General features: G+C 40.8%; 13 protein-coding genes. 5 read left to right on the forward strand and 8 right to left on the reverse strand.

Translation table 11 applies throughout. The features are described 5' to 3' along the window. Positions 1–154: 154 nt before the first annotated feature. On the reverse strand, positions 155–1,978 hold the full coding sequence (locus tag NH153_RS20555) for a DUF885 domain-containing protein (RefSeq protein ID WP_063707407.1): 1,824 nt from the start codon (positions 1,976–1,978) through the stop codon (positions 155–157). A gap of 147 nt (positions 1,979–2,125) precedes the next feature. On the opposite strand from NH153_RS20555, the gene NH153_RS20560 reads away from it, so the two are divergent. The 4 genes from NH153_RS20560 (at position 2,126) to NH153_RS20575 (ending at position 7,429) form a co-directional block, all read left to right on the forward strand. Continuing rightward, positions 2,126–3,394 carry a Xaa-Pro dipeptidase gene (locus tag NH153_RS20560; protein ID WP_063707409.1) on the forward strand — a complete coding sequence of 423 codons (1,269 nt, stop codon included), beginning with the start codon at positions 2,126–2,128 and terminating at the stop codon, positions 3,392–3,394. Between the two features lie 195 nt (positions 3,395–3,589). After that, the gene (locus NH153_RS20565; protein ID WP_063707411.1) at positions 3,590–6,001 is read left to right on the forward strand and encodes a TonB-dependent receptor; all 2,412 of its coding nucleotides are present in this window, start codon (positions 3,590–3,592) and stop codon (positions 5,999–6,001) included. A 172-nt stretch (positions 6,002–6,173) separates the two neighbouring features. Next, a complete protein-coding gene (locus NH153_RS20570; protein ID WP_082874126.1) occupies positions 6,174–7,034 on the forward strand; it encodes a tetratricopeptide repeat protein in 861 nt (286 codons plus the stop codon). A 98-nt stretch (positions 7,035–7,132) separates the two neighbouring features. Further along, positions 7,133–7,429, forward strand: a complete 297-nt coding sequence (locus tag NH153_RS20575) for a hypothetical protein (RefSeq protein WP_063529932.1) — start codon at positions 7,133–7,135, stop codon at positions 7,427–7,429. A 215-nt stretch (positions 7,430–7,644) separates the two neighbouring features. Here NH153_RS20575 and NH153_RS20580 read toward each other — a convergent pair whose 3' ends face one another. The 5 genes from NH153_RS20580 to adhP all read right to left on the reverse strand — a co-directional run bounded on the left by NH153_RS20580 (position 7,645) and on the right by adhP (position 10,973). After that, complete coding sequence (locus NH153_RS20580; protein ID WP_233999067.1) at positions 7,645–7,941, reverse strand: energy transducer TonB; 297 nt, start codon at positions 7,939–7,941, stop codon at positions 7,645–7,647. Positions 7,942–8,039: 98 nt separating this feature from the next. After that, complete coding sequence (locus NH153_RS20585) at positions 8,040–8,459, reverse strand: YfbO family protein (RefSeq protein WP_063707416.1); 420 nt, start codon at positions 8,457–8,459, stop codon at positions 8,040–8,042. Between the two features lie 106 nt (positions 8,460–8,565). Next, the gene (locus NH153_RS20590; protein WP_063707418.1) at positions 8,566–8,964 is read right to left on the reverse strand and encodes a hypothetical protein; all 399 of its coding nucleotides are present in this window, start codon (positions 8,962–8,964) and stop codon (positions 8,566–8,568) included. Between the two features lie 115 nt (positions 8,965–9,079). Next, on the reverse strand, positions 9,080–9,505 hold the full coding sequence (locus tag NH153_RS20595; RefSeq protein ID WP_063707420.1) for a hypothetical protein: 426 nt from the start codon (positions 9,503–9,505) through the stop codon (positions 9,080–9,082). Between the two features lie 457 nt (positions 9,506–9,962). Then, positions 9,963–10,973, reverse strand: a complete 1,011-nt coding sequence (adhP, locus tag NH153_RS20600) for an alcohol dehydrogenase AdhP (protein ID WP_063707422.1) — start codon at positions 10,971–10,973, stop codon at positions 9,963–9,965. A 250-nt stretch (positions 10,974–11,223) separates the two neighbouring features. On the opposite strand from adhP, the gene NH153_RS20605 reads away from it, so the two are divergent. After that, positions 11,224–11,781, forward strand: coding sequence for a GbsR/MarR family transcriptional regulator (locus NH153_RS20605; protein WP_055021667.1), 558 nt, complete (start codon positions 11,224–11,226; stop codon positions 11,779–11,781). 633 nt (positions 11,782–12,414) lie between these two features. Here NH153_RS20605 and NH153_RS20610 read toward each other — a convergent pair. Then, entirely contained in the window at positions 12,415–13,440 is a 1,026-nt protein-coding gene (locus tag NH153_RS20610) for a lytic murein transglycosylase (protein ID WP_063707424.1), read from the reverse strand. Continuing rightward, on the reverse strand, positions 13,433–13,714 hold the full coding sequence (locus NH153_RS20615; protein ID WP_063707425.1) for a YcgL domain-containing protein: 282 nt from the start codon (positions 13,712–13,714) through the stop codon (positions 13,433–13,435). The genes NH153_RS20610 and NH153_RS20615 overlap by 8 nt, the downstream gene beginning before the upstream one ends. Positions 13,715–13,794: the final 80 nt, after the last annotated feature.

The raw sequence follows: 13,794 nt of genomic DNA on the forward strand, positions 1-13,794 counted from the left end.
AAGTGCCTGTGAAGCGCCCAAAGGGTTGGTTTAAAAGCGATTTATACTGCGTTATTGATTTTAACAATAGAACCACTATTACTTGCAATCAATGCCTTGCCTAAATCGCTTTTAATTCCAACTGAAACTCGCACCTTGAGGTGGTTTGGGTATTTTACTTTTGCTCGTTAACCCAACGCTTAATTTTCTCTTCAAGAATTGGCATAGGTAATGCGCCATCAATCAGAACTTGCGTATGGAAAGCTTTAATGTCGAACTTATCGCCTAGCTCTTTGCTCGCGTAGTCACGTAGTTCTTGAATTTTGAACTGACCTAACTTGTACGACAGCGCTTGGCCCGGCCATGCAATGTAACGCTCAACTTCGGCAATAATGTCACTTTCGGCCATTGATGAGTTAGCCAACATGTAATCAATACCTTGTTGACGTGTCCAGCCTTTTGCATGGAAACCAGTATCAAGCACTAAGCGCATTGCACGTAATTGCTCATCTGATAAACGACCGTACCACATGTAAGGGTCGGTAAATAAGCCAAGCTCTTTTCCTAAGCTTTCTGCATACAATGCCCAACCTTCTGCAAATACCGTGTAGCCACCGAATTTACGGAATAGTGGTAATCCTTCAATTTCTTGTTGCAAGGCAATTTGAAAGTGGTGACCCGGTGCCGCTTCGTGAATAGACAAGGTTTCAAGTAAAAACTTAGGCTGTGCTTTTAGATTAAAGGTATTGATATAGAAAATACCTGGGCGTGAGCCATCTGGTGCTGGCGACTGATAAGATGCACCCGCAGCTGATTCTGCGCGGAAATCTTCAACTGCTTTTACAACGTATGGCGCTTTTGGCGCAATATCGAACATTTGCGGCAGCTTAGCATCAATCTTTTCTTTTACAGCTTCGTACGCGGCAATTAACTCTTCTGGCGTATCGTAGTAAAACTCATCTGAGGTTCTTAGGTGTTCAAAAAACGCTTTTAAATCGCCTTCAAAACCGACAGTCTCTTTGACTTTTTTCATCTCAGATAAAATGCGCGATACTTCGCTTAAACCAATGTCATGAATTTCATCAGCGTTTAGGCTCAGCGTTGTATGCTGTTTAATTTGATACTCATACCATGCTTTACCATTTGGCAGGTCGCTGTAACCAATGCTTTCACGGGCATTTGGAATATATTCATTCGCTAAAAAGTCAGCCATTTTTTGATACGCAGGCACTAAACGCTCGCTGATCATTGCCGTGTATGCGCTTGTTAGCTGTGCTTTTTGCTCGTCGCTGAAAGATTCAGGTAGCTGAGCAATTGGCCCCCAGAATAATGACTCTTCTGGTTTTTCTACGATATGAGTTTGAAATTGCGGTAACAGTTTTTCAGCAAGCGGTTTAGGAAGAACCACTTTGTCTTTCATTCCTTGGCGCATTGACTGCTCAACACTGTCTAACCAAGCGATGAAACCGTCAGCACGTTTTTCAAATGCTTGATAATCTTCAACCGTGTTAAAAGGTTGTGCACTTTGCCCAGAACCTAACGCAGCAAAGGTATTATGTGCCCCGCCCATTTGGTTAATAGGCATTAAGTAACTTGGAAACTGAGCGCCTTCAATCGCAAGGTCTAAATCGCGGGCTAGAATTTCGTAGCTCAATAATGACTGACCCTTTAATTGCGCTTTGTCGATATTTGCTAATTTGTTCTTGTATTCTTTAACAAAGTTAAGCTGCTCGTCGCGGTTTGCTTTACTAATAGGTGCAATAAATTGGTCGTTATATTCGCTACGGCCAATGTAAGTACCACCAATTGGATTAAACTTTAAGCCTGCTTCAAAGTAGTCTGCTAGTAATGTATCAAGTTGTTCTGTGGCTGACGTTGCGCTTGGCGCTTGTTTGCTCACTTCTTGAGTTGGTTTTTCGTTGCTTGGCGTTGATTCATTACAACCAAGTAATGCAAACATCACTGCCGAACTAAGTAGTGCTAGTTTTACGTTTTTCATTCTTTCCCTGCCCTTATATTAAGTACGCGTAAATTATGAGGGTTTAGTTCCCTATTTAGCAAGTATCGCTGCAACTTATCGCAGTTTATTTACACTTTGCAAGCTGATTGCTAGAGTGGCGGCTCGACTTACCAATTTTGAATAAAAATGAAAAAGACAGCTCTTGCTATTAGCCTAGGCCTAGCTTGCCTAACCTCTCTAAATACCTACGCAACAACCTACTTATCGGCAAAAGCCATGGTAGATGTAAATTCAGGTAAACTGATTAAATCACCACTTATCAGTATAGATAATGGTCAAATTACAGCTGTACAAAGCAATAAACAGCCAAACTTAAAAGACGGCGATAAGCACATTCAATTACCAGAGCTGACTTTGGTGCCGGGTTTAATGGATATGCATGTGCATTTAACAAGCGATCCTACCGTGCCGCGCAGTGAGCGAATTGGTCAATCGATTCCGCGCAAAGCAATTAAAGCGGCGCACTTTGCCGAAAAAACACTGTATGCAGGTTTTACAACGCTGCGTAACTTAGGCGCAGAAGGCTACAGCGTGATTGCAGTACGCGATGGCATTAACGCAGGCGATATTGTTGGCCCACGTATTTGGGCGGCTGGCCCATCTTTAGGTGTTACTGGCGGTCACTGCGATAACAACCGTTTACCACCAGAAATGAAATACACCGCCGAAGGCGTTGCCGATGGCCCATGGGCTGTGCGCGCTAAAGTACGTGAAAACATTAAGTACGGTGCTAATGCCATTAAGTTTTGCGCTACAGGCGGGGTATTTTCAAAAGGCACAAAAGTCGGTATTCAACAATATAGCCAAGACGAAATGAACGCCATTGTTGACGAAGCTCATTTACGTGGCCTAACCGTTGCAGCCCATGCGCACGGTACCAGTGGTATTAAAGCGGCCATTGTTGCCGGTGTAGACAGTGTTGAGCACGTTAGTTTTGTTGATGACGAAGCCATTAAACTTGCCAAAAAACACGGCACTTGGTTCTCAATGGATATTTACAACACTGAGTACACGCTTGCCTTTGGCGAACAAAACGGGGTTGCAGAAGAAAACCTCAACAAAGAACGCCAAGTATCTAAAAAGCAACGTGATAGCTTTAGCCGTGCAGTAAAAGCAGGTGTAAACATGGTATTTGGTACCGATGCAGCGATTTACCCTCATGGCGATAACGCGAAGCAGTTCTCGCGTATGGTTGAATTTGGTATGACACCACTGCAAGCCTTACAGTCTGCCACCATCAATAGCGCTAAACTGCTAAAAATGGATGATCAACTTGGGCAAATCAAAAGCGGTTTCTTAGCCGATATTATCGCCGTTAAAGGCAACCCACTTGAAAACATTGCAGTACTTGAAGATGTACAATTTGTTATGAAAAACGGCAAGGTTTTTAAATAAGCTATTATGCTGGCTTTGTATGAGTGAAGCCAGCAACCTTTCTTGTATCTATATCGTAAACAAAATTAACAACCATAAAACCAGTTGTTAGCAACCTGTATGAGAATTAAGAAATTACCTAAAACAGATAAATAAAACTTGAAATGAAAATAGCTCGCATTATCATTGCCGGAAAATTTCGACAATTTACCTATAATGACGACACATAAATACTCAATTTTAGCCCTCGCCTGCTTAAGCGCATTCAATGCAACCGCCAACGATTTAGACTCAGTTGAACGTATCACCGTTTACGACAAACAAAACCGTGTAGTACTTGATTCGGGCCTTGCCACTAAATCAAATATGACTCTAATGGAAACACCAGCTCCTGTAGTGGTTGTTGATCAAGAGCTTATCAACTCGCAAGGCGCAACAAACTTACAAGACTTAGTGCGCAACATCAGTGGTGTAACCCAAGCTGGTAACAACTACGGTATTGGCGATAACTTAGTGATCCGCGGTTTAGGCGCTAACTATACTTATGATGGCATGTACGGTGGTGCAGGCCTAGGTAACACCTTTAACCCAACACGTTCAATGACTAATGTTGAATCTGTAGAAGTACTTAAAGGCCCAGCAACGGGCTTATATGGTATGGGTAGCGCAGGCGGTGTTATCAACCTTATTGAAAAGAAACCACAATTCACTGAAAAACACACCGTTAATGCCGAGCTTGGTCAATGGGATAGTTACTCATTAGGCTTTGATAGCACAGCAGCATTAACAGAGAACCTTGCTTATCGCGTTAACGCAAAAACCGCTCGCAGCGATGGCTACCGCGACTTAAAAGACGACCGCGATGAAATTTATGGCGCGTTAAAATACGTTTTAAGCGACAAACAAGACATCATGATTTCTGCCGCTTATATCAAAGATGCCATTGCCGTTGATTCAATTGGCCACCCTATTCGTATTTTTAACAGCGACTCAGTGAATGGTAAAACCGCAGGTGAAGTAACCGCTGCCGATTTAATTAACGATGCAACGGCAAAAGGCCTACAACTAACCGAACAGCAACGCCAACAATTAGCAGACTCACTGGCAGCAAATGATGGCTTAACGCCTTACACCTTTGGTCATAACGGTATTATCTCGCCAATGGCAAATGATAACGAAGGCGAAGAGCTGCGCTTTAAGTTAACCCATAACTACTTCATCACTGATAATTTATTTTTAAATCAGCAACTACAATACCGTAATTACAAATCGAGCTTTGCCCGCCAAACGGGTGCTTATAACTATGTTTATTGGAACCGTAATGGCGTGATCAATGCTGATCCGCGTGCTCCTTTAGTGGTTGATGACGTACTTTACCCATTTGCCGCGCGTCGCCAAGAATACCGCCAAGTTGAAGCTGACGAAAAATCATGGCAATACTTTGCTGACTTGCGTTATGACTTTAGCTTTGCAGGTATTGATAACGAACTACTTGTAAACGCTAACTACGAAGACCGCGATATTCGTTTCAAACAATACTCAATTTACGATGCTGATCAGGTCATTAAAAACAAAGATGGAGAGGTTATTTACCAAGGTCAATTACCTTACATTTTTGATATTCGTAACCCGAACTGGGGCGAAGGCAGCTTTTTTGATTACGATCCGCTAAAAACCAGCGATTACAACAAAAAGGTTCAGGCTTGGGGTGTGGGTATTCAACATGTTGCCTATATTCACGATACCTTTACAACCCGAGTAGGCGTTGCCTTTAACCGTATCAAACAAAGCTACGAACACTTTGGTGTTGATGCACGCTACCGCGCCAGTGCCGCCGAGCCAACACCAGAAGCAGATACATCAGACAGCGGAATGACCTACAACCTAGGTGCAACCTACAAACTGAGCGATGATATCTCGTTCTTTGTAAACCACTCTAAAGGTCGTACAGCCTACAGCGTGCTTGGCAGTGTATCGGGTAACGAAGCAGACCGCGATGACGCCGAGTCAGTCAGTAACGACATTGGTATGCGTGTAAAAGCCTTTGACGATCAACTACTAGCCTCACTTGTGATATTTGATAGTGCCCGTACAAACCTTGAGTATGCCAACCCAGATTACGAAACCGGTGTATCTGATGCCTCAGTACCAAAAAGCTTTTACGATGGTGAAGAGCAAACCAAAGGTGTTGAACTTGATTTAAATGCCGATTTAAACGAGCAGTGGAAACTTAACGTAAACGCGGTGTATCAAGACGCGCGCGATAAGCAAAATCCAAATTCATCAAGCTTTGATTCTCGCCAAAAAGGTGTGCCTTATGTAACAGCAAGCAGCTGGTTAAGCTATGACGCTAAATGGTTTGATTTAGCCGAGCCACTTACAATTAGCGCAGGCGTAAAGTATGTTGATGACCGCAGCACTCATTCAACCTCGTTTGGTATTCCTGATGGCTACGTACCGAGCTACACGGTTTACGACGCCGCAATTCAATACCAAACAGATGATTGGAAACTACAGTTAAACCTAAATAACTTGTTTAACAAAACCTATTACTCAAAAGCAATGTTCTTAGGCGGCATGCCAGGAGAAGAGCGTAATGCTAAATTAACTTTTAGCTACACACTTTAATTGTGAATTGATAGCAAAAAGCGCGGCTTAGTTAGGTCGCGCTTTTTTGTTTGGATTTTTGGTAATAAACATAAGATGATAGATTATAAATGACAGATAATTTTGCAGAGATTTTGTGAATTTTAAGACAATTTTTCTAGTTACAACGCTAGTTTCATTTAAAGGAATCACAATGGAAAACACATACTTCACATGGGCGGCGTTCTCTAAAAATTATAACGATGAAATTAATAGTGCAGATTCTGTTTATTTCAGCATGGGGTCGAATGGCTTAACACCGTATTCAATGCTCGCTTTCGATTTTCATTTTCTTTCTGACAGTAAAGCCAAATTAAATAATTTGGCTTTACTTCTGAAAAATAGTTACGGATATAAAGTTTTAGAGCCAGTTAAGACCGAAAATGGTGTATGGGATTTATCAGGAAAAACGAGTCCCTTCCCTGTAACCGCAGATAACTTGGTGTATTGGACATTAGATATGTACAAAAGAGGATACGAGTTTGATGCAAAATTTGAAGGGTTTGGAGCGCCATTCGATAAAAACAATCAATTTTTTCCGCCATTTGAGGCAACAACAGCAGACGAATTTTTTAACAAAGGTTTTGATTACTATAATCAAGGCAATCTTTCTGCTGCCATTGCGCAATGGACAAATACACTTAAAGTGAATAGCAAAGACGTAGACGCTCTTTATTCGAGAGCGATAGCAAAAAATGAATTATATGCTTCTAATGCTGCAATGATTGATTATGATAAAGCGATAGAGATTGCACCAAACTTTTCTAGCGCATTATTAAATAGAGGAGCGTTAAAAGATGACAACGGCGATCATCTGGGGGCAATTGCTGATTATGGTACTGTAATTGAAATTATCCCGAAGGATGAAATTACATTGCAGCGCGCTTACGCTAATATGGCAAACTCCTTCAAAGCCTTAGGCGATTTAGAAGCCGCTTGTCAGAATTGGAAAAAAGCAAAAGAGCTTGGTGCAGATTACGTTAATGCACTACTAGCGGAATACTGCAAGAGTTAGATAGGCTATTACAGTCTGTACTGTAACTTCGATGAGAGTTGATAGGATAACAGCCAAACTTTAGCTATACATGTTATGAAATACCAAAAGGTCTGCCATTGAAATACTACAATTCGACAATTATAAAGACTGCAGCAAAAGCATCGTTCTTTTATATCTCTTGGCTAGTTGCATTAATCGGTATTCCAATAGTGTTTTTTAGGGATGGACTTGATCTCATTGAAAAAGCCTTATTATTCACAGGGTTTCTGTTATTTTTCTGGTTGATGTATTTGCTTTTATGTATTTCATTTCATCGATTTAGTATGCGAAATGAACAAAGTCGTATCAGCTATTTAGCTAAAGAGGATATTGAAAAGGGTAAAGAACTAGGTACATATTTGGATGGTTGGTAAGCATTCAAGTTTTATAAATTTGAGTATGTATAGTCTCATTTATAAATTAACCCGACAGGTTAGCGTGTTTCTAACTGGTGTAGCATTTATATGCTTGAAACGAGTATCGTCGAATTTAAAAAGAAATTCCTTTTCAATTTCAAGATTAGCACCCGCTTTAGCCTATTGTGATTGTTTAAAACAAAGAATGAGTAATATGAGCTTTTATTGGATTATTAATTTTCGTCATTCAACTCAAAATCCAATCTCACTTGCATTTCCTTTTGAGCAACTGGAACACCATTTACAACTTTAGGTTTGAATTTCCATTTCTCCAAGGCAATAATAGCTTCTTTATCAAAAACGATAGACGGATTTGACTCAAGAACTTTGATATTAATAGGATTTCCATTGCTATCAATATCGAACGAAAGCAAAACCCAGCCTTTTGGAACAGGTTCCACATCAGAAGAAGCACACCCCGATAAAGCATAGATAAGACAAATCAATATTAGCTTTTTAATTTTGAACATCCTTTTGACAGTTACCGACCCATTTAGGTTGTAAGTAATACAACGGGATCTTACGCTCTAATAATTAAGCACATAATCAATGTTTGATAAATTGCTTATTAATCCCACCAAACTGCTACTGGGCGGGTTTCAGCGGGTATTTCATAAGCCTCGTAATCTTGATTAACAAAGCCCTCCCAAATTTCGTCGGGTTTTAAGTGTTCAGGGAACCATGAACCTACCTCAGATTCAGAAGCAGAGGTCATTATGTACACTGTATCCGAAAATGGCCAATCTGGATCATCAAAAGCAGACACTTGGATTCTAATATCCTTCACATCAGGTCGGTGGATAATAGCCTTAAATACTCTTAAAAAATCATTGGGATGCGGAATATCAATTAAATTGCATCCTATGCTTCCTACTACATCGTTTCCCTCGAAAAACTCATCAATTGAAAGTAATGGTCTTGGTGTCTCCGGGTCATCTGGATGACCGTTGCGACATACTCTTTCAGTGATTCGTTCTAGTGCTTCCATGGATAACTCTCTCCTAATTAATAAATTTATAGTTCGCTGACACTGTTGAACACAATGAAAACAGCCAACTGTTAATTTACCCACTTACTGTCTTGTTATAACCCCTTTACTTACCTGTTCTTATTTGAGGGAGTTGTATTTGCAATATAACAAATGCAGGAATCAATGGTAAAAAAGCCAACCAAGATAATGGATTAACAACCCAAAACCAGATAAACCAAGCTTCTGCGATAATTAAAAGAAGTAATTTATTAACGCGCTTGAAAAGAATGCATTCACCGATAGCTAATAAAGGTAAACCAAAACATAACGAGCCAAATAAGACTATAAATGGGTGCGGAGCCTCAATTTGAATGTTTTTTATCACAGAAAAGTAAAATTCGTTGCCATAGCTAAATAACAATGGGCTCATTAGTAAAAACACCCAAACTGCGCTCCAGCTAGCATTACGCTGATGCTTAGAGTGGATTTTATTTTTTTCTTGAAGCTTACTCAATGCATCCATTTAACTCAGGCTCTCTAAGTAGATAACGAAAAACTATGTGCTATTGTTTAGGCACGAAAGCGCACGCCAAGGTTTTGAGTCCCAACGAGCGGTAGCGAGTGCAATAATTTGTTTGTTATACTTTTGACTGAGCAAAAAACTGCCTCATCTCAGTGCTATAAAACACATAGTACGCCCAAAAAGCAATTAATGCCCCACCTATTACTACCCCAGTTAAAGAATAGAAAGACATGAAGGCAATAATAGATGCCCAGTATAAAAAAGTACCTACACGGCCAGCCCAGTGTTTATTCACTGAAGCGAAGCAAATTGAAATGATTAGTATGCAAAATAATAGGAAACCAGGTGCCATGCCTGTTAACCAAAATTCTTGGTAAGTAAGGCTGCGCCCATTCAACGAATACTCTCCGTTTGGCCAAGGCCAGAAAGCAAAAAGTACCATTAGTGAATATGTAATTGAGTTAAGCATATGCTGAAACTGGAATAACTTTGGCATCCCTTTCGTTTCTTTGAATACTCTAATGAATTTATTAAAAATCATCTGTGATGCCTGTTCGACGTATAACAATTTTATATTGCGCGCTTCGCGCATCTTTCTGCAGATGTCACGCTCATGTATTAATAAATCTATTCTTAACAAATAACGTATGTATTACCAACTATAATTTTTTATTAATACTAGAGAGATTCAGAAAGATAAATTGCGCTCATCGCTTATTTTTTGAATATGGAAGCACAACAAGAAAACTAATATATTTACACAGTCCCTCGTATTGGTAATAACATAAAAGTTATGTGGTATGTCAGATTTATGGAGTTTAGCCAATAGCATTAAATGCATAGCACTGTATCGGATCACTCAAAGCAGACCTATTGAGTAATTACGTTAGCTCATCTAGAGGCAATAACGAGTTACAACCCCCCTATTTTCTAGCATATGAAAAACTGTCAGATTCAATTGATTACTCAACAAACCTGACAGCGTTAACTGACTCAGCTTAAAGCGTCATCACGATTCGGCCTGTGATATCGCCTTTTAGCATGTCGTCAAAAATATCGTTGATATCTTCTAGGCGTTTTTCTTCAATAATGGCTTTAACTTTACCTTTGGCTGCAAAGTCGAGGCATTCTTGTAAGTCTTTACGCGTACCAACGATAGAGCCTACAACAGACACACCATTTAACACGGTATCGAAAATTGGCAATGGCATATCTTCGGGTGGTAAACCTACAAGCACGCATTTACCGCCACGGCGCACGCTTTTATAGGCTTGCTCAAAACCGGGTTTTGAAACAGCAGTACACACAACACCATGTGCGCCGCCTACTTGTTCAAAAATGGTTTCTGAAGGCACTTGCTTCATAAAATCTATGGTAATGTCTGCCCCAAGCTCTTTGGCTAGTGCCAACTTGCTCTCGCCGGTATCAACGGCAATTACATTAAAGCCCATCGCTTTTGCGTATTGCACTGCTAAATGGCCTAGGCCGCCAACACCGACAATTGCAACCCAATCACCCGCTTTGGCATCAGTCACTTTAAGCGCTTTATAGGTTGTAACCCCCGCACAAAATAGTGGTGCGGCTTCTGCAAACCCTAATCCTTCAGGAATTTTAACCACGTAATCGCCATGGGCTACACAGTACTCAGCGTAACCACCATCAACTGAATACCCAGTGTTGTGCTGCTCAAGGCATAAGGTTTCTTTGCCTTCTAAACAAAACTCACAATGACCACAGGCGCTATACAACCAAGGAACACCAACACGGTCTCCTACTGATAAGTGTTTAATGTTTGCGCCTACTTTTTCGATTGTACCTACCCCTTCATGACCCGGTACTAATGGCATTTTTGGTTTGACTGGCCAATCTCCATGACAAGCATGTAAATCTGTGTGACACACGCCACATGCGGCAATTTTAACTAGCACATCGTTAATTCCCACCTCTGGGCATGGGATATCTTCGATAGTTAATTTACCTTTGTACTCTTTATTTATTGCAGCTTTCATAACCTTCCTCCATGGTATTATTGGATTTCAGCCTATACGATAAACTTATTAACTGTCACTATTATTGATCCACATCAAAGAGCCTTTCACTGCGGCATTTAATTAAAATATTATTTAAATTCAATAACTTAAATTCAAATAATGGCGTATCTACACTTTAGTAGTAGCAGATTGCATAGTGGCTATTTCTTTTAGTTATACCCCGAGCGTGCTAGCATTTAATTTCTGAAATTTTTGAATACTAAAAATTATGAGCCTATCTGAAAAAAACTTAGCTTTTGTTATGCACTGCGGTGAAATGGGTAGCCGTTGGGGCTTTAACCGCACCATTGGTCAAATGTGTGGATTATTAACCATTACTAAAGAGCCAATGACCGCCAATGAAATTGCCGATACCTTAAGTATCTCGCGCGGAAACGTCAGCATGGGCATTAAAGAGCTACAGTCTTGGCGCTTAATTAAAGTGCATCATATTCCGGGTGACCGTAAAGAATACTACGGCCCTGCTGGCAGCATTTGGGATATGGCCAACCGCGTATTCGAAGAGCGTAAAAAACGCGAGATAGACCCAACCCTTAGCCTGCTTCGCGATAATATTTTAGAAGAAGCCCATACTGATGATGAGCGTTTTGCTCAGCAGCAAATGCAAGAAATTCACGACCTACTCGAAACCGTAACCAAATGGTCAGCAGAGCTACAACGCTTAAGCCCTGAACAACTTCAAAGCCTAATGAAACTAGGTTCTGGCATTGGTAAGGTTCTTGATTTTAAAGACAAGATTTTGAAAAAGCCGGGGAAAGGGGAATAAGTTAGCGAGTTGCTAGGGTGAGAGTAAAGTTAGCGAGTTACAAGGGGAAAGTTTGTAGGAGACGTTTCAACGCCGATTATTTGAGGTTCACGGCTGAAGCCGTTCCTACGAAATAATGTTCAAAATATTGTCGCCATAAATGACGACCTACATCAATATCACCTCTTGGTGTAGGAGGCGTTTTAACGCCGAACATGTAGTAGCGATTTCATATCGCGTCCCAGAGCCTAAATCCTAGCGCCTAATGTTTTCTATCGTAGGCGTGAAACTTGTTTCGCGCGCTCTCTTGTAGGTCGAGCTTTAGCGCGATTGAGGGGAAAGTTTCGAGTTACAAGAGTAAAGTTTGTAGGAGGCGTTTTAACGCCGAACATGTAGCAGCGATTTAATATCGCGTCCCAGAGCCTAAATCCTAGCGCCTAATGTTTTCTATCGTAGGCGTGAAACTTGTTTCGCGCGCTCTCTTGTAGGTCGAGCTTTAGCGCGATTGAGGGGAAAGTTTCGAGTTACAAGAGTAAAGTTTGTAGGAGGCGTTTTTACGCCGAATAAGTTACAAGTTACAAGAGTAAAGTTAGCAAGTTGCTCGGGTAAAACTTATCGCTTTACCCTTGATACTTGCTAACTTTTATTACTCGATTACTTAATCGCTGGGTAACCGATGCGATCTGATAAGTAACCAACACTGGTTGCAAAGTAATACGAACGATTCCAGTGCATAAGTGCTTTGTAGTTATCGTAGGCTAGGTACATACGACCATTGGTATCATCTGGCATTACCATTGCGGCGGTTATGTCCACATTTGGTAAGTCGCTGCCATCCATTTTACGCACACCAAGAGCTTGCCAGTCTGCAAGGCTGCGCTCTGAGTTTTTCCAATACTCTAGCCATTGACTGCGGGTTTTAGTGCCACGCTTAAGAATGTTTGCGTTATCAAAGCCTTCAGGTAATTTAACTTGGCGACCCCAGGTTAAATCATCGTTCCAACCTTCTTGCTTAAGGTAATTAGCAATTGAGGCAAAAGCGTCTTCTTCTGTGGTCCAAATGTCTTTACGACCATCGCCGTTGTAATCTACTGCATATGAGTTAAACGACGTTGGCATGAACTGTGTTTGACCCATTGCACCAGCCCATGAGCCTTTGAACTTATCAAGGGTAATGTGGCCCTCTTTTAAGATATCAAGCGCTGCCCAAAGTTGGTTTTTGTACATGGTTTCGCGGCGACCATCAAAAGCAAGTGTGACTAATGATGCAATTACACTATGACCACCTTGGATTTTACCGAAGTTACTTTCAAGGCCCCAAAGTGCCACAATAAAACGCGCTTGAACGCCGTATTCTTTGGCTACTTTTTCAAGTACGTCTTGGTGTTCTTTGTATAATTTACGGGCGCGGTCAATTTTCCATTGCGGCACACGTTTAGGTAAATAGGTTTCGAGGGTTTCTTTTACTTCTGGCTGATTTTTATCTGCTGAAATAACTTTCTTTTTAAATTTAGCCGTTGCGAATGCTTGGTCGATAAGTGCTTGATCATAGCCCTTTTCAATCGCTTCTTTTTTTAATGCAGCAACGTAAACGTCAAAATCAGCTTGTGTCTTTTCTTCTGCCAATACTGAAGTGCTTAATGAAGCACTGAGTAAAATAACGGCAAGTTTTTTAATCACTCTCAACTCCCTTGTCTTTTTTAAATTGGGTTAACAGATTTTCTTCCGGCGGAGGTAATTGCAAGTAAAAGCCTTTATCAATTAACGCTTGCTTAACCGTTTCTAAATCTGCCACGCCTAACTTTTCACGGCTTGCTAGATTGATGATCATCACATACTTAGGTTGACCGAACGTTTCTAGTAAAGGTTCAGGTACGCGAGAGAAATCATCTCTTTTTTCTACAAAAAGGTATGTATCCGCTTTTTTAATACTTTTATACACCGCAGTTAGCATTATGACCCTATAATATCTTGCTTAACGAAGGCGCACACTATAACATGAGTCATATAATAAGTTAGAAAAAATAGATTAGA

This window comes from Pseudoalteromonas gelatinilytica (assembly GCF_001641615.1).
Lineage (GTDB): Bacteria > Pseudomonadota > Gammaproteobacteria > Enterobacterales > Alteromonadaceae > Pseudoalteromonas > Pseudoalteromonas gelatinilytica.